The following is a 24,562-nucleotide window of genomic DNA, read 5'->3' as shown; positions in this document are numbered from 1 at the left end:
GTTACTGCATCACAAAACTGGTGAAGTAGACGGCTTCAACACCCGGTTCGCCGATTTCCTTCTCCATCACCTGCTGGACCGCCTTCAGCGTCTCTGCACGTAGTTTCTCCTTGCCCTGCAGGGTACTAATGGCATCGTAGGTCTGGCTGCTGAACAGCATCACCAGGCGATCGCGGATCTGGGGCAGGTTGAGGGTCACCGCGTCTATGACCTTCTGCTCCCGCGCCATCACCTCCACGCCGATCTGCAGGAACCGCATGCTGGAGTGATCCTGAAAGTTGACCACGAAGGCCGGGTCGATCGGGAGGTAGATGGGTTTCTTTTCCGGGCCCGGCGCCGGTTTCTCCTGCGCCGATTTTGGTTGCGCCGGCGTGGAGGCCGGCGCCGTCTGAGCGGTCGCCGCCGACCCCGCCGGGGTGGCCGAATGCAGTTCGGAACGCACCAGCAACAGGGTGGTACCGACGCTTGCCCCCATGAGGGCCAGTACGCCGACTCCGATCAGCGCGAAGGTGCGCCACCGGGGGGCGGCACGTGGGGCTTCCGCTGCTTCCTCTTCCTTTTCGGGCTCCGCCATGGTCTCGCTTCCTGTGTCCAGTCGTTTAAAAAGGAACACAGGGGTGCAAGCAAGAGCTATGCCACCGAGGCAGGATAAATTTTTTAATTAAATACAGAATCTTATGGCACTAGTTCCGGCGTCTGTCGAAGCTTTGACGCGGTATCACCGCCGGTCCCAGCCGAAAAATTGGCGGCGCCGGAGTTGCGAGGCGCTACGCCGCCTACGGAAGAAACCCGGGAACCGGAGCGGCATCGGAGCTCGCCGCCGCACCGGAAATGCCGTCAAGAACTCAGGCGTAGAGATCCAGCAGACCGACGGCCATCGCCCGCAATGCGGAGCCCGGGGAATTCGCATCCACCCCCCCCGCCCCCGCCACACCGGAGACCCGGCCCTGCGTCCCGCCAAAACTGGAATCGGAACCGTCGTGGTGGCCACGGTCCGTCATCGAGTGGTGGGAGATATTTACTCCCGCCAGGGTCAGCCCGTTTCCGGCGAGCATCTCCCGCAGTTTCGGTAGGGCTGCCTCCAGGGCATCGCGTACTAGGACTTGGTGGCTGGCAAAACTCACCTGGGCCTGATCCTGGTGCACCGTGACACGGACCTCCAACGGTCCTAGATCCGGTGGATTGAGACGCAGGTTAGCGCTGGACAATTGCCGGTCCAACATCCACTGGACCCGGCTGCCGAGATCACCGGGCCACGCCGGATGACTGGGCGGCAGGTTCAGCGGGGGTGGTGCGTGGGCCGCCGCGGCGGATGGATCCCCAGTCAAGGCCGCGGGACCCCCATGGGTCGCCATCAGGGCGGCCTGGACCGCCCCCAATGCCGGATTCGGGGACTGCATCAGCGGCGGTTGCGGGCTCGCACCGGCGGCAAGGTGCGGCAACGCCAATGGAATCGCGATGCCTGTGCCATGGGGCTGGAGCAATCCCGACGCCGCCCCCGTACCGGAGTTCCCCCCGTTGGCGCCACTCAACAGCTCGGCCAGCCACCGGTTCAGCGCCTGAGCCTGTGCGTGTGCTTGAGCCCCTGCTGCCGCGTCCGCACTTTGGGAACTAGCGGAGTGCGCGTTCCCTTGAGAGGAGAGCGTAAGACCGCTCACCACCCCGGACTTCCCCTGCCCGACCAGGGCCGCAAACCGGAGGTTCCCGGCGCTAACAGCGCCACCGGAAACCGCGGCCGGTTTTACCCCCGGAAACAATTGTGCCAGCAGCGCCAGCAGTTCCGTCAGGTTCGGGGGGGGCTCCTGTCCCGGCAACCCCTTGCCGCGGGCGGCGGGCGGCTTCCCCGGCAAGCCCGCCAGACTCGTGGGAGTGCCTTGCGCTCCCACCATCATTTCCCCCTCCAGCGGCGCCAGTGACACCGCCCCGGAGGAATCGGTCCCAGGCGTCACCCGAGACTCGACGTAGCGCCGGAGAAATTCTTCAAATCTATGAGTTTGCTCTGGATTTAGCCCTTTGATGGCGTTCTGCAGACGTTCCGGCGAACTCAAGGCACTGGGGGGTACTCCCAGCGACGCCAGCATGGAATTCAGTTCAGGGGATCCAGCAATCATCGAAGACTCAGCCCATGCGTCCCATCCGTACCCCGGAATTGCAAGGACTGTACCAGTGGCACTGAAAAACGCCTTGGCCCAAATCACTCCTCGGGTTCGGTGCGCGCGACGCGTTGGGCACGTTCATCGCTGTCGCCCTGTTCACGGCGCTGTTCCTGATAATCCTCCGCGTGTCGGTAGCGCTCCACCACCTTATCCAGGGCCTTGGCCCGGATGCGGGTGCGCTGCCACTGGTCCGCCAGGGCTTCCCATTCCCGGCGGCTGATCTCCATCAGCTGCTCCTGCTGGACAATGGCCTCGTTGAGCCGGGTCAGGAACAGACGGTAATCGCACAATTGGGTCGCATCCACGCCGCTGGCGCAGTCCGCCTGGAAGCGTTGCGTATATTCCTCCCGGTAGGCGTGCAACTCGGCCAGGCGCGTACGCCGCGCTTCCAGCTCCCGCAGGCTGTCGGAAACCTTGCGGGCGGCCTTGCGCTCCCGCTCCGCTTCCACCTCGACGATGGGCTTCATCCGCTTCGATCGGGTCATATTGCGGTTCTTCTCCTAGCCCGCCACGCCCAACCGGCGCGACGGCCGGTTCACCCCTTGAATTGGGCGCCCTCGGGCTCCGCCACCAGCGCCTGCAGTGCCTCGATGCTCTGCCCCAGGGATACGGGCTGCAGCTTGTCCTGGCGCAGGAATTCCATCAGTCTCGGGTGGTAGGCGATCGCCGCATCCACCTGGGGGTCACTGCCACGCTGATACGCGCCCACACTGATTAGATCCCGGTGCTGCTGATAGACCGAATACAGACGACGGAACCGTTGCGCCGCCTTCTGCTGCTCGGGCCCCACTATCTCTGTCATGGCGCGGCTGATGGAACTCTCGACGTCGATCGCCGGGTAGTGGCTCATTTCCGCCAGCGGACGCGACAGCGCGATGTGACCGTCCAGGATGGCGCGCGCCGCATCGGCGATCGGATCGTTATGGTCGTCACCTTCCACCAGTACCGTATAGAAGGCAGTGATGGAGCCGCCGCGCACATCCCCGTTGCCGGCCCGTTCCACCAACTGGGGCAGGCGGGCAAACACCGAAGGCGGATAACCCTTGGTGGCGGGCGGCTCCCCGATAGCGAGGGCGATCTCGCGCTGCGCCTGGGCGTAGCGGGTCAGGGAATCCATCAGCAGCAGGACCTGAAGCCCCTGATCGCGGAAGTATTCCGCGATGCTGGTAGCCAGCATCGCCCCATGCAGGCGCATCAACGGAGGATTGTCCGCCGGCGTTGCCACCACCACGGCGCGTGACAGACCCTCGTCTCCCAGATTGTTCTCCACGAATTCCTTGACTTCCCGGCCGCGCTCTCCGATCAGGCCCACGACAATCACATCGGCGTTGGTGTAGCGCGTCATCATGCTCAATAGCACGCTCTTGCCCACTCCGCTGCCGGCGAACAACCCGAGCCGCTGCCCACGGCCCACGCTCAGCAGTGCGTTGATCGCACGTACACCCACGTCCAGGGGTTCGCGGATCGGTTGCCGCGCCATGGGATTGATGGGCCGTCCCGTGAGCGGTACCCGTGCCACAGTGCGCAACGGGCCGAGGCCGTCTAAAGGGCGTCCGGCACCGTCCAGAACTCGGCCCAGAACTGCGGGGCCTACCGCTACCTCGCAGACCCGGTGGGTGGGGATCACCCGGGCACCGGGCATGAGTCCACGAATATCTCCGGTGGGCATGAGAAACAGGCGGTCCCCGGAGAAACCCACCACCTCTGCCTCGATGGTCTGGCCCTGGGGACTGGCCACCACGCAACGCCCGCCGATCGCCTCCTGGCAGCCCGCCGCCTCCAGGGTCAAACCAACCATGCGCGTGAGCTTCCCCTCCACCACCAGCGCTGGAGGATTAAGCCGGGCCTGATAGCCGACGAGCCGTTGGCGCCAGAAACGACTGCGGTCCACATCGGGAATCGGCTTCGCATCCATGTTCATCTCCGCAGCGCAATCCGCCCGTCTGTCGCAGGCGCCCTGACAGGGTATTGAAACGGTCAGCCCCAGCCTTTTCCAACCCGCCGCGGCGCGCACCGTTTCCCGTGCATTTGCGGGCCCGATAAAGGACGCGTAGCGTCCCTACGGCAACCAAAAGCGGGTTTATCCGCGGCCCGCTGATTCGCGATCGCTCTCGCGATCCCCGCCCAGGACATTCGCGACCATCGCGGCCAACCGGGACTCCAGACTCGCGTCGATCTGAGAGGTATCCGTGATCACCCGGCATCCGCCCCGAGTCAGCACCGGGTCCTCCACGACCTGCCACGGGCGTTCACCGTCGCTCAGCGACAGCACTTCGCGCACCAGCTTCGCGTCTTCCGGGTGCAGGTGCAACCGCGCGTTACGCGAGGCCACCGGCAGCGCGGCAAGCGCCTCGCGGACCACCGCCACCACCTGCCCGGGATCGGTCTTGATCTCGCGGCGGACCAATTGGCGGGCGATCGCAAGGGCCAGGCGGACTAGTTCCTGCTCGACCTGTTCGTCCAATTCCCGGAAGGGCTGCGCGAGCGCCACCATCAGGGCCTCCAGACGCGCCGCGCGGGACTCGGTCTCCTGGCTCCCGGCCGCAAGCCCCTCGCTATGCCCGCGTTGGAACGCCTCATCGTAGGCCTGCTTCTGCAGCCGCTCCAGACCGTCTACGGTGGGCAACGCTGACCCCCGGCCGCCGTGGGTACGCACCACGGTCTGGCCATGAGCATCAACATCGGGGACGCGCCACGCCACCACCCGTGCCTGATCCGCGGGAATGACCTTATCCGACATACTGCTCGCCACCCTTGCCGCCGAGGGCCAAATCGCCGGCCTCCGCCATGCGCCGTGCGATCGCCAGGATCTCCTTTTGTGCCGTCTCCACATCGGAGAGTCGCACCGGACCCTTGGCCTCCAGGTCGTCGCGCAGCATCTCCGATGCGCGCTTGGACATGTTCTTGAAGATCTTCTCCTTGACCGCCTCGTCGGAACCCTTCAGTGCCAGAACCAGGGATTCGGAGGAGACCTCGCGCAGCAGCGCCTGAACCCCACGGTCGTCCACTTCCGCCAGATTGTCGAATACAAACATCTTGTCTTCGATCTTCTGACTGAGTTCCTGGTCCACCTCTTTGATCTGCTCCATGATCGCGGCTTCGATCCCGGTGGCCACGAAATTGAGAATCTCCGCTGCGGCATTGATCCCGCCGACGCTGGAGGATTTCACGTTCGCGGTACCCTCGAACTGCTTCTCCATGATCTCATCCAGTTCGTGCAACGCATTCGGCTGAATTCCGTCCAGGGTGGCGATCCGCATCAGCACGTCGGCCTGAATCCGTTCGGGCAAAAACGACAACACCTCGGCGGCGTGATCACTGTCCAGGTACGACAGGACGATGGCGATGATCTGAGGATGCTCCAGGCGGATGATTTCGGAGACCGCGCGCGGATCCATCCACTTCATCGCATCCAGACCCTTGCTGTTGCGCCCCAGCAGGATACGGTCGATCAGGCCCCCCGCCTTGTCCTCGCCGAGGGCTCGGACCAATACATTGCGGATGTAATCATCCGAACCCACCCCGAGCGCGGTCTGGTTTTCCACCGCATTCACGAACTCGTCCAGGACGACGCCGACCTGGTCACGCGAAACCACAGAGAGGGAGGCCATGGCCGAGCCCAGTTTCTGGACCTCCTTGGGCCCCATGTGTTTGAGAACCTCCGATGCATCCTGCTCGCCGAGCGCCATCAACAGGACCGCAGCCCGTTCGGTTCCAGTAAACTTTTGTGCGGTTGGTTCAGCCATCGTTTCCTACCCAAGTCTTGACCACTTGAGCAACCCGCTTCGGGTCCTGGGTCGCCAGGGACTTCGCCGCCTGCAGTTGGTCTTCGTAGCTCGATGGTCCCCCCAGGCGTTGGGCGCCGGACTGTCCGCTCAGGGTCAACTGGTCGTCACCGACCCGGCCGGCCGCGTAGCCACCCCGCCCCGGCCCCCCCCCTACCGCGACCGGCAACGCAACGGCATTGGCGGTGAGGCTGCGCAGCAATGGCCGCAGCACAGAGAAGATCAATAGCAGAACACCCAGCCCGCCCACGATCATCTTGGCCAAATTCCATACCCATGGCTGCTTCCAGAGCGGGGGGGCCGGCAATGGTTCCACCACCGGAGGGGCCTGGAACGACGCACTCATCACGTTGACCGTATCGCCCCGGCGTGGATCGAAGCCCACCGCGTCCTTCACCAGCGCGGTAATGCGCTCCAACTCCTTGGCACTCAATGGCGTATGCACTTCCTTGCCGCTCTGGTCCGTGGTCACCTTGTCGTCAACCAGGACCGCCACCGAAAGCCGGCGCACTGCACCGCTCGCCAGCCGGGTATGGCTGATGGTGCGGTCGAGCTCGAAGTTGCGGGTTGCGCGCCGCACCGTATTGGTAGGCTCAGGCGGCGCGCTCTTCCCAGCGGGCGCGGCTGCCCCTGCCGCGCCCTTGGCGGGTACCTGCTCCGGGGCTACCCCGGCGCCCGGGGGCTGGTTGGACAACGCGCCGGGAACGCCCATCGCCCCGCCGCCAGCGCTGTTCTGCTCGTCCACCGTCTGCTCGCTGCGCAACGCCGGCTGATCCGGATTATAGGTCTCGCGGGTCTGTTCAGTTGTGGTGAAGTCCACATTTGCCACCACTTGGGCGCGGACCTTGCCTGATCCGACTATGGGCGTCAGGAGATTTTCGATACGCTGGACATAACTCTGCTCTACCCTGCGCGTGTACTGGAACTGATTCGAAGTCATGGCCATGGTACTGTTCGGATCTTGTGGCGTAAGCAGATCGCCCTTTTGATCCACCACGGTCACCCGCGCCGCTTCCAGGTCGGGTACGCTGGACGCCACCAGATGAACGATAGCCGCGACCTGGCCGGAATCCAGGGTCCGTCCCGAGTAGAGCTTCACCAGCACCGACGCGCTGGGCTTCTCCTTATCACGCAGGAAGGTCGGGGCCTTGGGGATCGCCAGATGTACCCGGGCGATCTCAACATTGTCCAGGGTCATGATGGAGCTGGCGAGATCCGCCTCCAACGCGCGCTGGTAGCGCACGTTCTCCACAAAGCGGCTGGTGCCGAAGCCGCTGTTTTTGTCCAACAGTTCAAAACCCACTGCCGAGCCTTTGGGCAGCCCCTCGCCGGCAAGCTTGATGCGCGCGGCATGTACCTGAGATGCCGGAACCATCACCGCACCGCTCGCCTCGTCCACGCGGTAAGGAATATTGTCCTTTTGTAACGCCGCCATGACTTGGCCTGCGTCCTTATCCGAAAGGCTGCTGTAGAGCAGGCTGTAGGTGGGGGTCCAGGACCACAGCACGATGGCCACACCCAGCGCGACGCTGGCGGCGATGCCCACCATGACCCCGAGCTGGCGCAGCGCCGGGAGCTGGGTGAGTCCCTGCAGGGGCGCCGCAATGGAACGGGTACTTACCGCGTCATTGGCCATGGTCGTCGTCAGTTCCTGAATTGCATTGCGAGGTCACCGGGCAGCCGTGGGACGAAGCGCGCATCAGATCGACATATTCATAATGTCCTGGTACGCCGAGACCAGCTTGTTCCGCACCTGAGTCATGGCCTCGAAGGACACATTAGCCTTCTGCAGGGCCACCATAACCTCCGACAGATCCACCTGGCCCTGACCAAGTTCAAAGGACTTGGCCAAGCTGGCCGCCTGCTGTTGCGTATCGTTGACCTTGTTGATGGAGTCCTTGAGCAGGTGGGCGAAATTCACCTGCTTGGGATTGCCTGACGCCGGCGCCGGGCCCACGGCATACTCGGCCCGCGCGGTCATGGCCCGCATCTGCGCCAACAACTGGCTGACGTCGACTTCGCTCATGGCTTTCTGTCCCCGTTGATCTCGATCGATTCGGTCCGGCCCCGGTTCGCCGGCACGCCGTCGTGGTACGTGCCAAGATACCCCTGCCTTGACACGCTCCTATGCATGTTCCGCGCCAAACAGCGCCGGAATTTCGACTCCCGCATCGCGCAGGCGGGCGAGCTTGTACCGCAGGGTCCGCGGACTGATCCCAAGGGCCTCAGCGGCCCGCTTGCGGCTACCTCGACCCTCGCGCAGGGCGTCCAGAATCAGGCGTTGCTCGCGTACCCGCAGATCCTCCCCAAGGCTGGGCGGGCCGGCAATCGCCGGATCCCCAGCCGGGGCCGCCTGCCCTCCCCCAGGACTCTGAATCACCGGGGACGCGGTCTCGAACTGCAGGTGCTCCGCGCCGATAGTGCCCGCCGCGGCTAGAATCAGTGATCGTTGCAGGAGGTTTTCCAGCTCGCGCACGTTACCCGGCCAGCAATGGGCCAGCAGGCGTTCGGCGGCGGCGGCGGACAGATCCGGCAGTGGACACCGGTCGCGCCCGTAGCGCTCCACCGCGCGCCGGGCGAGGGGCAGGATATCCGCGGGCCGTTCGCGCAAAGGCGGTAGATTGAGAGGAAATACGTTCAGGCGGTAAAAGAGGTCCTCCCGGAACCGGCCGGCGGTCACCTCTTGCCGCAGATTCCGGTTCGAGGTTGCCAGCACCCGCACGTCCAGGGGGATCACCTTCCGACCTCCCAGCCGCTCCACCTCCCGCTCCTGGATCACCCGCAGCAGCTTAGCCTGCAGGCTCAGATCCATCTCCGATATCTCGTCCAGTAACAGGGTGCCGCCCTGGGCCTGCTCGAACTTCCCGGCATGGGCCTGGTAGGCCCCGGTGAACGCGCCCTTCTCATGGCCGAACAGCACCGCCTCCAGCATGTTCTCCGGAATGGCGGCGCAGTTGATGGCCACGAACGGGCCGCCAGCGCGGGCCGAATGGCGATGGATATAGCGTGCGAAGACCTCCTTTCCGGTCCCGCTCTCCCCGCTGATCATTACCGTGACTTCGCTCGACGCCACCCGTTGCGCCAGATCCAGGATACGCTGGCTGGCCGGATCTTCAGCCACCAAGCCGATGTCCTCGTGGACCGCGGGAAGGTAGCGGCTCACCAGCTCCACCAGCAGGTCCGCCTCGAAGGGCTTGACCAGGTAGTCGGTGGCGCCATCGCGCATCGCGGCCACGGCCTTCTCGATTGTTCCATAGGCGGTCATGAGCACCACCGGGAGATTCGCATGCAGGGCGCGGATCTTCCGCAACAGGGTGTGCCCGTCCATGGGCCGCATCTGCACATCGCTCACCACCATAACGACAGCCTGCTGCTCGATCACATCCAGGGCGCCCGCACCGTCCTGCGCAGCCAGCACCGGGTAACCCGCCAACTGCAGCGTATCGCACAGGGCTTCGCGCAAGCTGTGATCGTCTTCCACCACCAGTACCGCGGATTGACTCATGGAAGAAACCTCCTCACACCGTGGATCTGGAAAGGGCCGGGCGCTCGCTATCCGCGGGTGTAGCGACGCTGGTCTCCGAGAGTGCCGCTGGCAACGCAGCCTCGGCCATGGGAAGCCGGATCAGGAAGGTGGCACCCTGACCGGGCGTCGTGACCACCGATAGATCGCCATGGTGGGCACGCACCACCGCGTGCACCACCGCCAGCCCGAGACCGGTGCCGTCGGACCGGGTCGTGAAGAACGGCTCGAAGATGCGCTCGCGGATCTCCTCCGGGATGCCGGGGCCGTTGTCGGAGAATTCAAATATCAGATAACCGGACGACTCCTGGCGGACAACCAGCCGCAGCCGGGCCTGGTGGGGTGTGGCCTGCAGGGCGTTGGTGGCCAGATTATGGAGGGCACCGATAAGGGCGTCACGGCTACCGTGAAGACAGGCGCAGCGGGTGGCATTCTCCAGCGCCAGGCGCGCACCGGCGGCCTGCAACTGGGGCTCCAGGTGCTGCTGCACGGCCGCTAACAGTCCATCCACGGAGATCTCCTCGATCCCGAAGTGGCCGCCGCGGGCAAACTGCAACATGTCGTTGACCATACGCTCAAGGTGCTTGAGACGCGCGACGATCCGTTCCGCAAAGCGCCCCCGTTCGGCTTCGCCCAGCGCGGCACCGCGCGCGAGGTTGGACGCATACAGCAGCGCCGAGGCCAGCGGCGTTCGGATCTGATGGGCGAGACTGGCGGCCATCTCCCCCATGGCCGAGAGGCGCTGGTGGCGGCTGAGTTGTTCCTCCAGTGCGCGGTGCTCGGTAACATCTTGCAGCAACAGGATCTGTCCGGGCTCCGCTGCCAGGGGCCGAACCGAGACGGTCACTTGGCGCCCGTCCCGCAGACGCAGTTCATGGCCGCTGCCGGGTTGGGGAACGAAAGTGCGCCGCGCAAGCTCCGGCCACGGCTCTCCCACGAGCGGGGTTTCCAGCAACTCCCGGGCCGCCGGGTTGCACTCCTGGACCCGGCCACTCCCGTCGAGCACGATCACCGCGCCAGGCAGGGCCTCCAACAGCCGGGCCAAGCGATCCGCAAGGCGTTCCTTTTCCGCCAGCTGTTGGAGCCGTTCGGAACGCGCCGCCGCCAACTCCTGGCTCAGTTCCGCCACGCGGGTCTCCAGCTCCCGATAAGATGCCGCCAATTGAAGCGACATCTCGTTGAAGGTGTAGAACGCGTCGGTGAGTTGTTGCGCGCGGCGTGTCGCCTCGTGACTCATTGCGGCTCCTGATGGCGGCCTCAAGGGACCTGCCAAACAAACCGGCCCCTGCCGTCACAAGACAGCAAGAACCATGCCGCAATAGCAAGGCTTATAAAATCAGGTAATTAGGAATGCCCTGGTCCAGGGTAGTCAAAAACTCGGCATCTCGTCGCTGCGCTGTAATCCGTATTTGCGCAGTTTCTCGACGAGGGTCGTGCGGCGCATCCCCAACCGTTTAGCGGCGTGGGCGACCACGCCGTCGGCATCGTCCAAGGCCTGCTTGATGAAACTGACCTCCAAGTGACTCAGGTGTTCCTTGAGGTCGATCCCCTCCCGCGGCAGGCGCGGCTCGGTCATGACCTGTGTCAGGGACGCGGCGAGGAACGGCTCCACGCTGCTCTGCACCGGGCCGGCACCATCGTCCTGCCGGAACTTCTCCGGCAATTCGTTCACGTCCACCACTCCGAAGGGGTAGAGGATGGCGAGACGTTCGATCAAATTGGCCAACTCACGCACATTCCCCGGCCAAGCGTACTGGCACAGACACAGGACTCCCGCCGAAGTCAGGCGCACCGAGCCGCGCTTCTCGTGCTCGATGCGGGTGATGAGTTCATTAACCAGTAGCGGAATATCCTCGATGCGCTCGCGCAGCGGCGGCATCTCGATGGGAAATACATTGAGCCGGTAGTAGAGATCTTCGCGGAAGCGCTGGCTCTCGATCGCCTCCTCGAGGTTGCGGTGGGTCGCCGCGATAATCCGGACATCCGTACCAATGGTCTTGTTGCTGCCCACCCGCTCGAAATTCTTCTCCTGCAGGACCCGCAGCAGCTTCACTTGCATGGCCATGGGCATGTCGCCGATCTCGTCGAGAAACAGCGTCCCGCCCTCGGCTAGTTCGAAACGGCCCTGGCGCGCGCTGATCGCACCGGTAAACGCCCCCTTCTCATGGCCGAACAACTCCGACTCCAGGAGATCCGGGGGAATCGCGCCACAATTGATCGGCACGAACGGCCGATCCCGGCGCGTGGAATAGTAGTGGATATTGCGCGCCACCACTTCCTTGCCGGTCCCGGATTCTCCGAGAATAAGCACAGTGGCCTCGGTTTCCGCCACCTGCTGAATCAGCTTGCGTACGGACTGCACGCTACGGCTGTTTCCCACGAGGCTGCGGAACAGCTCCACTGGCCGGCGCTGTTCCTGGCCAGACTGGTTCTCGCGGTAGATCTGGGCCTGGTGCAGGGCATTGGTAAGTTGGGCGTACTTGATCGGGACTTCAATGCTGCCGAGAATCCGGGCGGCACCGTTGCCGTTGCTGCTAGCGATCGACACCGACTCGGCGTTCCCCAGCAAGAAAGTTGGAATGTTGGGATCGAAGTCGGCGAGTTCCTTCAGACGCACCCGCAATTCCTTCTCCGGGTCACACTCACCGATAAACGCGGCCAAGTACGGTCCCGATTCGCCCAGCTTCTCCTTCAGCCGTCCACGGCACTCGGCTACGAAGACGGGTTCGTAGTCCATGAACTCCAACACTGTCTGGAAGCGCGCGGCGCGCTCCGGGTCCTTGTCGAGGATGAGTACCTTCTGCTCCGCCATGTCTGGGATACCCTGTCGGCGGGGGCCAGTCGGGGCCCGTGGGTCCCTCCTGCCCTGCGCCATTCTATTGTAGAGATTGTTATTGTTTTCCGGGTGCCGCCCCCACCGGGGCCGCCCTCATGACCCAATAACATAAGCACGAAGGGGGGTGGATGTCAAAATTTTGTCTACCCGGAGGCACCACCGCTGCCGGCAGGCCGGGAGGCGCGAGACTCAGTCGTCGGCGCGGGGGGCGGACCGGCTCTGGGCGATCTGACGGCGGTGGTTGCGGAAAATCAGGCGTTCCAGCCCATCCGCCACCGCCTCGCTGAGACCCTCGAAGAGCACCTGGACCCGACGGCCCCCGTCGGGGGCCGTCGCCACGAAGACCACCCGTGCCGGCAGTTCCAGTGGCCTGGGATAGGAAGGCTGCAGGTGGAGACTCACCACCACCGGCGCTGCCGCGGCAGGCAATTCAGATGCGGTCCACTCCAGGCCACGGGCACTCAGCCGGATCGGCGTCTGCGCCGGCAGCGGCTGGTCCCGGGTGACCAAGTGGCCGACCAGATCCAGCAACACGTTCAGTTTGAAATCCAGGTGGCCGAGCTCAGAGCCCACCCCCGACTCATCGCTGGTATCGGGCCGGAAATCGTCCAGGGCAGCCGCCACCCGCAACACCGTCTCGTTGTCCCGGTTGAGGCGTACCGATTCCGCCGCCGTCAATGTGGTCGGCATGGGCCGCCACGCCAGGGGCAGGAAGTCCTGGTAGCTCAGCCCTTCGAAGAAGGGGTCCTGGGACGATGAGGGAGCCATGAGGGCAAGATACCCGATCCGGTATTGCGGGAACAGAGCGCGCCTATCAACGCCCGGCCTGCCGATAGGCTCGAACCGCGCGGCTGCCCTGACCCAAGCCGCGGAGTGTATCCACGATCTGATTGCGACGCGCCTTGCCCAGTTCGATCACCCGCTGATCCAGGGCCACAAGGGTATGGACTGCCTCGGTCAGTCCGGCCGACGCGGCCACGACCGGGGCTTGGGAAAAGTAGCGTTTGATCCGCCCGCGCCGGTCCTGCTCCTGGGCCGTAACCGCCTCCCAGTCCCCTTGTTCGGCCGCTGCCACCATCGCACGGGACAAGGACAGGATGTCACCCAAGGCGTCGGCTTCCGGGGTTGCCAACTCAGGTGCTTGGTTCACGTTTAGCGCCCCGTCGCCGCGGCCGGCTTTGCGGCCTCACGCTCGATCGTCTCCGGCGCCGCACGCGGCGCATTCTTGATCTCGTCGGGGATTGCATCCCACGCCGACTTGATCTCACGCAGCAGGGAGGCCACTTCATCCAGCATCGCGGGATTGTTTTCCACATGGGCCGACATCAGCCGACGGACCATATAGTCATACAGGCTATCCAGGTTCTCCACCAATTCACCCCCGCCGTCCTTGTCGAGACTCATGCGTAGCCCGTTGATGATGGAGATGGCCCAGTTGATCTGATGCCCCTTGGCCTCGAAGGCACGGCGTGCCATGGATCCTTTCGCGGAAGCAATCTTATCCAGCGCGCCCTCCATGAGCATCTGTACCAACCGGTGCGGGCTGGCACTCTCGATCCCCGATTCCATCGCGGTCTGGCTATACTGCTTGAGAGCGCCGTGCAGGTTCTTGTAGCCCATGTCTACGACTCCATCCTATGGTTGAAACCAACGTCGTACAGACGCTGCTGCCCCGATGTCGATGTCGATGTCGATCTCTATCATGTCCACCGGCCGGATTACTCCCGCACCACTACTGCCAAGCACCATACATAGCCCGGGCAGCGCCGCTAGCTGCTGTGTCAGAAAACCGCCCGTGGTCTTCATCGCAACGTAGATAGCTGCTGGCTCAGAAAACTACTAGTAGTCTGCATCGTACCGAGCAGCGCATCCAGCGACGAATATTGAGCCATTAGCGCTGTCTGCTGAGCATTCAGCATCTGCTGCTGATTGTCGATCTGATCCTGGAGCATGCTGATGCTGCTATTCAGACCCTGGGTCTGGCTCGCCACCATACCGTTGGGCCCGGTCAATTGGCCGGCCAGCGCAGCCAGGCGCGTCGCAAACCCCTGGGTACTGTCCGCGAACACCCGGGCCACGCCCTGCGGATCGGTGCTGAGGGCGGTGTTCAACTGGGTGGTGTCGATCCCCATCGTGCCGTCCTTCTGGATCGACACGCCGATTTCCGCGAGATACGAGTAGGTGTTGCTCACGCCGGTCGCCGGGGTGTTGATGACCCCGAGCAACTGGGACTTGACCATGGAAACGGTTCCATCTCCGGAAAGGCTCCCGGTCTGCAAAGACCCGAGCGATGTTTGGAGCGCGTTGTAGGCGTCCACGAAACTCTGAATGGACTTGGTAACCGTCGTGGGGTCCTGGCCCACCGTCAGCGCGGTAGTGACGCCGGTGGCACTGGTCCCGACCAGATTCAGCGTGACCCCCTGGATCACATCGGAGATCGTATTAGAGGACCGGGTAGCCTGTTGTCCATTGACCTGAATCACCGCGTCCGCGGCCGCCTGGGTCGTAGCCAGAGAGAGGGGGTCCGTGATCGCGGTGCCACTGCTGTTCGCGAACGACAGCGTCAAGGCGTTGGCTGTCCCCGTCTGATTCGACGAGAGCACGAGCTGGTAACCCGCGTCCGTGTGGAGTATCGAGGCGGTAGCACCCGTGTTGTTTGTAGCGTTGTTGATAGCGTCGGCGATACCGGTAAGGGTCTGCCCGCCGATCGCTACCGTGAATGCGTTGGAGCTGCTGCTGCCGACCTGGATCGTCATGGTGTCGCCGGGATTCCCGACCGTCGTGGTCGTGGAATCCGCAAACGCCGCGGAGGCCATCTGCTGCGCCTGCGCCAGGCTGGTGACCCCAATTTGGTAAGATCCGACGACCGCGGTCCCATCGGCGCTGGCAGTAAACTTGGTGGTATCCGCCGAGGTCGCGGTATGGGCCTGAAATTGGTCCAGGGTAAGCCCTTGGAGCGCAGTCTGAAACGTGGACAGCGAACTCGACAACTGTCCGAGGCCGCTCACTTCAGCCTGGATGCCCGACTGCTGCGCTTGTAGCGCCTGCATGGGTTGGCTCGCAACCGCCATCAGCTGACTGACGATGCTGGAGACGTCGAGCCCCGTCCCGATCCCGGGGGCGCTCAGGGTGGGGGAAAGATTGCTGCTGCTAATCGTCATGGCACACCTCGGCTAACCTGCAAATCATAAGCGGGCAAGAGCAATGCGCGCAGCTAGGCACGCGCGCGCAACAGGATGCCGGCCAGTTGTTGCATCCGGTGGTCCAACGACAGAATATCCTGCGATGGAATCTGCCGGATCACCTGGTTGGTCTTCATATCAATCACCTTGACCACGATACGGTCAGTCTGTTTATCGACGGAGAACTGCAGCTCGCTGCTGGTGGCCTGTACACTCTGGTTCAACTGACGGACCGCGGCGTTAACCGCGGCCTCCGATATGGGAGACACGCCCGCGCCTATTGGTGTACCCACTGGCAATGGATTCGAAGTGCCTGGAAGGACAGCGCCCGCGGGTACTGGGGCACTACCGACCGGCGGCCCGCCCTGTCCCTGGACCGGTCCCACTGGGGGGTTTGGGTTCAGATCAATTGGCATGACGCTCATATGATCGCCTGAATCTTAGAAACGGCGTACGGGGCATCCTGCCCCGTACGCTGTCCAATGCTACCGTTACCGTAACAGCGTCAACGCGATATTGGGACTCGTGTTGGCCTGTTGGAGCACCGCCACACCGGCCTGCTGCAGGATCTGGGCCCGTGATAGATTCGCGGTTTCCTGCGCGAAGTTCGCATCCACGATACGGCTACGGGCCGCGGTAAGGTTCTGCGCCGTATTCGTCAGGTTATTGATCACCGCACTGAACCGGTTCTCCACCGCGCCGAAGGTGGCACTGTCGGCCGCCACGGTCTGGATATCCGCCTGGACGTTGGCGATCGCCGCGGAGGCCGCCGCCTGGGTGCTAACATCGACGGTGCCGGTGGCAGTCAGCCCGGCGGCATAGGACTTCAGCGTGGTGAGATTGAGCCCGGTCACCGAGATCTGATCGGAGGCACTGCCCTGCGCTCCGACCTGGAAGGTGATGGTGCCGCTGGTCCCAGCCAGCATATTGACGCCGGTGAAGCTGGTGGTCTGAACGATCTGCGAGATATCCTGGGTCAACTGATCCACCTCGGCCTGGAGGCCGGTACGGTTCTGGACGGTACCGTTGGCCGATTGCACCGCGAGCTGGTTGATACGCTGCAGGTCGCTGCTGATCTGGGTCATCGCGCCCCCGGCGGTCTGGGCCAGAGATACGCCGTCGTTGGCGTTGCGCACCGCCTGATTCATGCCGTTGATGTCCTGCGTCATCAGCTGGGAAGTGAAGAATCCAGCTGCGTCGTCCTTGGCACTGTTGATCCGCAGTCCAGAGGAGAGGCGTTGGATGGCCTGAGACAGGGCATCTTGGGACTTGCTCAGGTTGTTCTGTGCAACCAGAGAATTCATGTTGGTGTTGATGACTAGTGCCATGGTCGGAACCCTCGCAAACCACGAATAACCATTATTTATATAAGGTTACCCGGGGAATCATTCTTAGCGGATATGCGTGGGCGCATCGCCTGCGCATTCACCGCTCCCGGTCCCTGTATCGGATCGCATCGGACAAAACTTGAGGTGGGATGACAATAATCCGGCGCGGAAAGCACGCCTCCTGGAAAGGGCGCCCCAGCGCTGCCTGAGTCCCCCTTCAGCCACCTCCGTGTGCCTGAATGTCCGCCCCGCCCACCGCCGCCCCGGGACAAACCAGCGCCTCCAGCCATTGCTCCAGGTGATCCTCAAGCATCCAATCCCTCAGGACCCAGTCCCGCAACCGGTCTCCCTCCACCGCCGCCGCGTCCAGGTCGTGGGCGCGCTCCCGGATCGCCTCGATCCACGCCCGCGAGTTGTTAGGCACGCGACATACCGGCGCATCCCGGTAGGGTTGGATATCGCTGCACACCACCGGCCACCCCAACGCCCCGTACTCCAAGATCCGTAGATTGCTCTTGGCCTCGTTGAAACGGTTGCGCGCCAGAGGAGCGACAGCCAAGTCCAGGTTCAGCCGTGCCAGCACCTTGGGATAGTCGTCAAAAGCCACCGCCGGGCACAGTTCTGCCGCCAATGGCCGCAGTTCCTCCAGACACATCCCAAAGAACACCCAATCCAATTCACCCGCGGTTTCTTTCACTACCTCGATCAGGAGCTCCAGATCCCCACCGTGCTGCATTGCCCCCGCCCAGCCAACCCGGGGTCGCCGCGCGGTCCGGCGTTCTGACCGAAGTGCGCCCCAGACCGAGCGTTCGAGATAGTTCGGCACGATCCGCACATCCTGGGCCCACTCCCGGTAGGCCTCTGCCAACGGTTCCGTCGTCACGACCAAGCGGTCCGCCAAACCAATACAGGTCCGCAGCCGGCGCTTGATGTCCTTGAACACGGTTTTCTGGAAGGGATTTTTCCCGGGAAGCTCGAACATCAGGTCGTCCTGCCCGAACACCACGAATCCCTGGCGGAGTTCCCTGTACTCCTTGATGAGGGCAATCTGCGAATCGTGAACAGCGTTGTGCATGAAGAGGGTATCGGGCCCTAACCGCGCGAGCTCCGTCACCGTAGGCATGGGCGCTGTCTCACTGTAATACTCGACGACCATCGGGCGGGCACGCCCTGCGCCCTCGAGGCCCGCCAGGGGATCCGCGAGGCGATAGCGCCAGGATCCGTAGGAGCCGGCCCCGACCCCGACGATCCGGTGGTCCTCACGGAGTGCCGGATCCCACGGACAAAAAAGGTTTACATCCGGGCGCCAACCCCCACCCGTGAGCGAAAGATTGCGGTTATAGGCCGGGTCACTCGCAAGTCGTCCCAGCCACTGTGCCCGCATCCGCGCCGCGTCCCGCTCGATCCCGTGCCGATCAGCATCACACGCCTCACGCACGGATGTATGATGGTGGACCACCGTCACGTACGGGGTCCACACCACCTTGTACCCCAACCTACCCACTCGCAGACACAAGGCCACATCCCAGAAATGTCCCGCCGCCGCCATCTCGGTCGCCATGACCTGTCGGTACAGTTCAGCGCGGATCATCAGACAAGCCCCGCTAACCGCGGAAAGGTCCTGGACGCAGGCAAGACGCCCCAGGTACCCTGGGTCCGTCAGCGTTTTCCCAACATCCCGGCACTCCGCAACGCCCCAGGGGCCGCCGCCCAGGATGATCCCCGAGTTCTGTATCCGCTGGTCAGGGAACACCAGCCTTACCCCTACGACACCAACGTCGTCGCGCTTGGCGAGGGATACCATCCGGCTCAACCAGTCCTTCTGGACTATCAATGTGTCGTCGTGCAACAGCAGCACATATTCTCCTGACGCCTCCCGGACCCCCGCGTCCAGAGCCGCCGTAACCCCATTTTCTCCGCCGCTCGAAACCACACGCACCCGGTTGTCGCAAGCCATTAGTTCGTACAGGCACTGGCCCAGGCTAGGATCCTGTTCCGTTCCGGTCACCACGACGACTTCGAGGTCCGGGTACTCCGTGTTGGAAAGTACCGTCCGGATACATGGCTCAAGAAACCGCAAACGTCCATCGGTGGGGATCACCACAGACACGCGGCAGTGTTCGCCCACTGGATACTCGATAAACTGGGTACCCTCGGCACGACCCTGATGAACAACCGCGTGCACGCCACAACGCTGCAGATGCGCTTCCAGATGTCTTCGACATACACCGTGTGAGGCGGCGAAATCCACTGCGGCAGCATTGCCGCCACTGCGGTGGAAAAGTAAATCTGGCACATGACCGACCGACTTTTCCCCCGAATGTTCCAGCACTCGCAGCACGGTATCATACGTTCGGCTTAGGCCATCCCCGCCCGAAAATCCTCCGATCGCGACCAACACATCCCTGCGCACGAAACAGAGGGCGCCTACATAGGGTGTAGAACGAAGCAAATCTAAGTTGAAATCCGGCTTGAATTTAGGGGCGACACGGCGCCCGTCCGCCAACCATACATCTTCATCCACATAAACCACCCGCCAATCGCCGAACAGAGCCAAGTAGTGCGCCAAGCTGGCAAGCAAGGACGCATCGAAGCGGTCTCCGACATCGATCTGCGCCAACCAATCAGCCTGCGAAGTGGCCACAAGCTGATTTACCGTATCCTGGAACTCGCCGTCGGACGCTACCCATTCGCACATCGGCAGCGCCTCGAAGTCCGGCTGTCGGCATGGAAAATCCGCGACAACACTAAGGCCCCATCCACCGTAGGTCTGCGCGGCGAGCGTATCAACGGTATCGGCTAGCGCCGCCTCCTGTCCCTCGTGGAGGCAGACGATGAGATGAATGGCGGGCGCATCGCGGAGCCCGTCCAACCTCGTCGCTACCCTGTGGGAACGGCGCTCCCGCCAAAGCTCGTACTCAGCCGATATCTGCGGCATGCGATTTGGTCTGGTTTGGAAGTTAGCAAGCACGTCCACATAGGCCTGAAGGTAGGATCGGGCGCCACGGCTCGCCGTGTAGTCGGCCAACACCCGTTCCCGCGCCTTACCAGCGATCGCCAATCGCCGGTCCCGGCTTTCCACCAAACTCGCGATCGCATTGACCCATTCATCCACATCCTCCCCTGCCAGCAAACCCGTTTCCCCATGCACCACGTCCGCAACATAGGGCGGAACTGCTGAGTAGACACCCGCGATCCCGCAGGCGGAATATTCCAGCCATTTAATATTGCTCTTTACCCGGTTGAACGCGGTATCACGAAGCGGCGCCACCGCGATGTCAACGCCAAGGCCCTGCAGGGTCTGTGCATAAGCAGCGTAGCCCGGCTGAAACTCTCGCACCGTCAGATTGGGCAGCCCCCTCAGACGCTCTGAGATGCAGCCAGCGAATTCGAACCGTACGCGGCTACCATATATTTTCGCAATGATTTCGAGTGCCGGCTCGATGATTTCCAAGTCATCCAGGTGGGTCCAGGTGCCGACATAGCCGATCACGACTACGGCGCTCCCGTCGACCGGCTCCCGATTCCACAAACGGTCATCCAGCAGGTTTGGCAAAATATAAATATTGCTGTTGTACGACGCAAAAGCCCGCCGCAGCTCTTCCGTCGAAACCGTCAGCGCATGCACGGACGTCACCGTTTCCAGAATATACGGCCGCATTGCCGCTGCCACGGCGTACCCAGGGTTAGCCTCCGGAATCGCCGTTACGAGGTCGTCGGCCTCGTAGATCACCGGCTTTCCCGAAGACAACAACAGCCGGATCAACTCCATGTTGACCGCGGATGGGAAGAACCTTTGGACAACAAACAAATCGGCGGAATCGAGCAGCTCGAAATCGATCCTCGCGGTTGCGTCCGCTTCAGGGACCGCCCAGATGACCTCCACCTGCTTCTGGAGAGATGCCAATGGGCTGACTAGACGAATGTGCGCGCACCCCCATTCCTTCCTCTCGGTAGAAAGGATCCCGACGCGTAACGGCCGGCCCAACTGGCGAAGGATTGCCTCCGGCTCTACCATGCTCCGTATTGCGCCCGATGTGGATTCGGGAGCTGCATTCTTATGGTTAAAATCCTGCTCCAGAAGTTCAATATCCGACCGCAACCGATCCAGGTCAGCGAGTCCACTTTCATCACCGTGTGACGCTGCGAGTAAGGCATCATAGAACTCGGCGGCCAGCGGGCCCAACCGGGCGTGGTCTTGGACCGTGGGCGGTCGCCTCATGTGGTGATGCCGCAGCTGCGGAGAAAGGAAGGCCTCCACGCGACGCGCGACGGTTTCCGTCTCCGGATCCAGGACGACTCCAAGACCGGAGGCAAGATGCCGAATCGCGCTTCTCCAATCACCGAGTAATTGCTCGTAGGTAATAAAGACGCGCTTGGTGCCACGGCTGTCGTGCTCGGCGTCCAAAAGATATCTGAACCAGAGCAGAAGTGACCTCGTCTGCGAGAACCCATCTCGCTTCGCCAAGGAGGCAGCGATTTCCAGCGGGTTACGGATGACAAGAACGTGCCGCGACTCAGTCCGCGCGCGCTCCAGCACGCGGTGCCAAAACGGGAGCGTACGGCACAAGCGCGGGTCCTTGATGCCCCAAAGCTTCGTAGCCGAGAACTCGCCGTCCACTAATGTCGCTGCATCGTTCAACAGTGCCGTGAACTCCTCCAGACTCTGGCCATCATTCCTCAGTGGACCAGGACGATCCCATGCTCCTCCGAAATACGCCAACACACGTTCATTTAGCGCCATGACAGCGGGATGCTCCCAGAACCCGCGCGCATTATCGTCCTGAGGGGGGATCATCCGGGATCCGAGACGGACACCGTGCAGGTTCAACACCCGCGCCAGCGCTGACGTTCCACTGCGATGCATCCCGACAATGAGGATGGCTTGTGGCATATCCCCAACCTCAGGGGATTCACCTTCAGCTACCGGTTCCGGACTCATGTGCGCTGAGGAAACCTTCGCCACGCCCGAGGTAATACTGGATTCCTGCGGCCGGTCCGGCGTCGTGTCATCCCGCGTGCCGCTGCGCAATATCGCGAACCCCCGATCGTCGTCTTTTTCACTACGCCTACGCTGCGGAGTGACCAACCCATCGTCGAGGTCTACCCGCAGCATGGTCACCCCCCGGTAGCCACCAATCCGTACAATTCGAGTCACGCCGTAGCGGCGAAGGGTATCCGACAGCGGTTCATGAAACGCGTTAATCCCACTGGAGTACCGTTGCAATGGGGGGGAGTCGTACCCTCCGATCATCAGGCAGCGGCCTGTCGATCGAAGCAATTTCCCAACAATTTGTTCATATCGGATTGGGTCATGCTCATGGATCAGGACGTCAAAGCACAGCACCAAATCCGCGTCGATGTCAGCACTCTCAGATAACTCCAGAAAATCGCCGGGGAGAAACTTCCAATGCGGAAATGCCGTTCGATTGCGCTCTATTACGCATCCTGCTATGTCAATTCCGGTATATTCGGGCCATGGTCGGCCCGCGACTGATGCGAGATCACCACAACCCACATCCAACACACTGGCAGGCCCCATTTCCTGCGTGAGCTGGTCAATAATCACGCTCTTATACCGCGCAAACTGCGCCCGCGATCCGACCCCGGAACCGAGATCAGGCGCGTCTCGATAATGTTTTTCCCAGAACACCGAATTACTGAATCGGTCCGATGCTGTACCGGCATCGCCGAGGGTTATGTTGCCTATAATCGATTCGTTTACCCGCTTGATCCCCAGATTGGGTGCACGGTAAGCCGTAAGACCCAAGGTTCCGTCCGCATTCACGCGGTCATGGTAGTGAACTATATATGGCTCTACATCGTCCGGATGGAAGTTGGGTGCCACTGGTATATGGGTTGGGAAGTTCATTTCAATCGGCAGTGGTATTACCGGGCACTGGATCGCCTGCAGTGCGAGGGCGAGTGCCAGTTGGTCGGTAAAGAACGCGTGCTGTTCAAGCCAAGGCAGGTCCATTCTGGCGTCGAGCAGCCATGCCACGTATGCACCCCAGCTCGCGCGCAGGGACGATATCCACTGCACTGGAATGGTAAGCAGGCCACTATTGAAATACGGGGGGACCACGCCACCATCGGAACTACATACGTATCGCTGCCCGGGCATCGGCAGCCCTGCGTAGTCAAAAAGCTGGTGCCACTGCGTCTCACTCAAGGGATTAAGATCGACGATCTTGGCGCTTATCCCACCCGTGTGGAGTTGTGAGCGGAAGTCCCTAACCACAGCCATATCGACATCCATGGCGACGAGCAGGCCCACACCTGCCACCTGTTCCAACATACGAAGCTTGTTGGCATGCGGACAGCGCGGATCAAACCGCGGCACGACCCTCACATCGGCACCCGCTTCCTCGAGCGATGCGCGGATTCCGGAATCGACAGACTCGACGTAATTAACCGCGATTCGAGCGCTCGCTAAACTCCCGCCGAAAGACCTGATCGTACCGACCAGATTCGCGACCTTGATGTGGTGATCACGACGGTCTTCCGCCACACAAGCGATCAACAATTCATCCGCATCCATTGTTTGGGACCCACGTGTTTGGCGCGAGACAGGCGCGAGCGCCACTAAGGGATTCCGACCACCGGCCAGGCCAGGCGCAATCTGGCCGCAACTCGGTGACCACGCGGCGCATGGGCACCGGCGCTGGCTGACGTGCGGGTATACGGCAGGCATTCGGACCGGCCGGGCTCGTATTTCCGTGTTCTGCCGTCACGGTCGCATCCCTTCGCCGAGGAGAACGGCGAGCCACGCAGCAGCTCGCATGAGACTCAATGCAAGATGCAAGCTTCGTACCACATTGCCGCGTGTCGTGCGCCCGCCGTGGCTCAGCGCAGGTAATTAAACAAGGACAGGCCCTGGATCTTGGCAAAGCTCTGTTGAGCCGCCTGCAAGGCCAGAAGCTGCTGATTGAGTTGGATTGAAGCCTGGGCGACGTTCACATCCGCCAGTTGCGACCGGTTTGTCGTTACTTGGGTGAGGAAATTGGTATTTAGATTTTTTTGGTCGGAAATTGCATTGAGGCGCGACCCGATCTCTGTCTGCACAGTCAGAACATTATTGAGCGCGTTGTCCAGATTCGTCAGGGAACTCTGACTCGGGTTGTTGGCCTGCAAGCCCGCAATCAGGTCCGACAAGGTCTTGAAGACGCTCTGCTTCCCACCCCCACTCGCGGGGACATTCATGAACACCGCGGAACCGGAATCACCCACCGCGACCTGCCGGCTCGGCCCGATCTGCGCGAGTCGCTGGCCACTGTCTCCCGTATAGGTGTAGGTGGTACCCGTTGCGCTCACCGGTGCACTGCCGCTGCTGTACCCGGCGAATATGTACTTCCCATTAACATCCTGAGTATTGGCGACGCTCACGACCTGATCAAGGATCTGCTGCACCTGGGTCGCGATGCCCTGGCGTGCCTGCGCGCTCTGCGTCCCGTTCAGACCCTGCACGGCCAAGTCCCTGGCGCTCTGCAGACCATTGACCACGGAAGTCAGAGCACTGTTTTCTACATTGAGGCTAGCAGTCGCAGCATCGGCATTGGTTTGATACTGATTGGTCTGACTGATCGACACATCCAGGCTCTGCACCTGCGCCGCCGCAGCGGGATTGTCCGACGGACTGAGCAGCTGCTGCCCGGTCGCCAGTTGCTGCTGCGTCTGGCTCAGCAGGGTCTGCTGGTTCAGGATGCTCGCGGTGCCCTGCTGAAACATGTCGATCGTGGCGATACGCATGGC

19 protein-coding genes are annotated in these 24,562 nt (G+C 62.5%); all 19 read right to left on the bottom strand.

The window, feature by feature from the left end; all coding sequences use genetic code 11:
* Position 1: 1 nt before the first annotated feature.
* The 19 genes from B7Z66_05370 to B7Z66_05280 all read right to left on the bottom strand — a co-directional run bounded on the left by B7Z66_05370 (position 2) and on the right by B7Z66_05280 (position 24,559).
* Positions 2–574, bottom strand: coding sequence for a hypothetical protein (locus B7Z66_05370; protein ID OYV77273.1), 573 nt, complete (start codon positions 572–574; stop codon positions 2–4).
* Positions 575–845: 271 nt separating this feature from the next.
* On the bottom strand, positions 846–1,892 hold the full coding sequence (locus B7Z66_05365; GenBank protein OYV77272.1) for a hypothetical protein: 1,047 nt from the start codon (positions 1,890–1,892) through the stop codon (positions 846–848).
* Positions 1,893–2,194: 302 nt separating this feature from the next.
* Positions 2,195–2,641 (bottom strand): flagellar export protein FliJ, encoded by a 447-nt coding sequence (locus B7Z66_05360; GenBank protein OYV77271.1) that lies wholly within the window; start codon positions 2,639–2,641, stop codon positions 2,195–2,197.
* Between the two features lie 50 nt (positions 2,642–2,691).
* Positions 2,692–4,071 (bottom strand): flagellar protein export ATPase FliI, encoded by a 1,380-nt coding sequence (locus B7Z66_05355; protein OYV77325.1) that lies wholly within the window; start codon positions 4,069–4,071, stop codon positions 2,692–2,694.
* A 165-nt stretch (positions 4,072–4,236) separates the two neighbouring features.
* Positions 4,237–4,989: a hypothetical protein gene (locus B7Z66_05350; protein ID OYV77270.1), complete on the bottom strand. Its 753-nt coding sequence runs from the start codon at positions 4,987–4,989 to the stop codon at positions 4,237–4,239.
* Entirely contained in the window at positions 4,886–5,902 is a 1,017-nt protein-coding gene (locus B7Z66_05345; protein OYV77269.1) for a flagellar motor switch protein FliG, read from the bottom strand. The genes B7Z66_05350 and B7Z66_05345 overlap by 104 nt, the downstream gene beginning before the upstream one ends.
* Positions 5,895–7,577, bottom strand: a complete 1,683-nt coding sequence (locus B7Z66_05340; protein OYV77268.1) for a flagellar M-ring protein FliF — start codon at positions 7,575–7,577, stop codon at positions 5,895–5,897. The genes B7Z66_05345 and B7Z66_05340 overlap by 8 nt, the downstream gene beginning before the upstream one ends.
* A gap of 63 nt (positions 7,578–7,640) precedes the next feature.
* Entirely contained in the window at positions 7,641–7,967 is a 327-nt protein-coding gene (locus B7Z66_05335; GenBank protein OYV77267.1) for a flagellar hook-basal body complex protein FliE, read from the bottom strand.
* Positions 7,968–8,066: 99 nt separating this feature from the next.
* Entirely contained in the window at positions 8,067–9,446 is a 1,380-nt protein-coding gene (locus B7Z66_05330; protein OYV77266.1) for a sigma-54-dependent Fis family transcriptional regulator, read from the bottom strand.
* Between the two features lie 13 nt (positions 9,447–9,459).
* Entirely contained in the window at positions 9,460–10,701 is a 1,242-nt protein-coding gene (locus B7Z66_05325) for a hypothetical protein (GenBank protein ID OYV77265.1), read from the bottom strand.
* A gap of 132 nt (positions 10,702–10,833) precedes the next feature.
* Positions 10,834–12,276, bottom strand: a complete 1,443-nt coding sequence (locus tag B7Z66_05320) for a sigma-54-dependent Fis family transcriptional regulator (GenBank protein ID OYV77264.1) — start codon at positions 12,274–12,276, stop codon at positions 10,834–10,836.
* A gap of 213 nt (positions 12,277–12,489) precedes the next feature.
* Positions 12,490–13,068, bottom strand: a complete 579-nt coding sequence (locus B7Z66_05315) for a hypothetical protein (protein OYV77263.1) — start codon at positions 13,066–13,068, stop codon at positions 12,490–12,492.
* 46 nt (positions 13,069–13,114) lie between these two features.
* A complete protein-coding gene (locus B7Z66_05310) occupies positions 13,115–13,408 on the bottom strand; it encodes a hypothetical protein (protein ID OYV77262.1) in 294 nt (97 codons plus the stop codon).
* 44 nt (positions 13,409–13,452) lie between these two features.
* Positions 13,453–13,920 carry a flagellar export chaperone FliS gene (locus B7Z66_05305; protein ID OYV77261.1) on the bottom strand — a complete coding sequence of 156 codons (468 nt, stop codon included), beginning with the start codon at positions 13,918–13,920 and terminating at the stop codon, positions 13,453–13,455.
* A gap of 182 nt (positions 13,921–14,102) precedes the next feature.
* Positions 14,103–15,461, bottom strand: a complete 1,359-nt coding sequence (locus tag B7Z66_05300) for a hypothetical protein (GenBank protein ID OYV77260.1) — start codon at positions 15,459–15,461, stop codon at positions 14,103–14,105.
* Between the two features lie 53 nt (positions 15,462–15,514).
* On the bottom strand, positions 15,515–15,907 hold the full coding sequence (locus B7Z66_05295) for a hypothetical protein (GenBank protein OYV77259.1): 393 nt from the start codon (positions 15,905–15,907) through the stop codon (positions 15,515–15,517).
* Between the two features lie 66 nt (positions 15,908–15,973).
* Positions 15,974–16,810 carry a flagellin gene (locus tag B7Z66_05290; protein ID OYV77258.1) on the bottom strand — a complete coding sequence of 279 codons (837 nt, stop codon included), beginning with the start codon at positions 16,808–16,810 and terminating at the stop codon, positions 15,974–15,976.
* Between the two features lie 217 nt (positions 16,811–17,027).
* The gene (locus B7Z66_05285) at positions 17,028–23,504 is read right to left on the bottom strand and encodes a hypothetical protein (protein OYV77257.1); all 6,477 of its coding nucleotides are present in this window, start codon (positions 23,502–23,504) and stop codon (positions 17,028–17,030) included.
* A 152-nt stretch (positions 23,505–23,656) separates the two neighbouring features.
* On the bottom strand, positions 23,657–24,559 hold the full coding sequence (locus B7Z66_05280) for a flagellar hook-associated protein 3 (protein OYV77256.1): 903 nt from the start codon (positions 24,557–24,559) through the stop codon (positions 23,657–23,659).
* Between the last annotated feature and the right edge of the window lie 3 nt (positions 24,560–24,562).

The organism is Chromatiales bacterium 21-64-14, assembly GCA_002255365.1.
In the GTDB taxonomy this organism is placed as follows: Bacteria; Pseudomonadota; Gammaproteobacteria; order 21-64-14; family 21-64-14; genus 21-64-14.
Note: the sequence above shows the minus strand (reverse complement) of the source record. Positions and strands in the feature narration are given on the sequence as shown.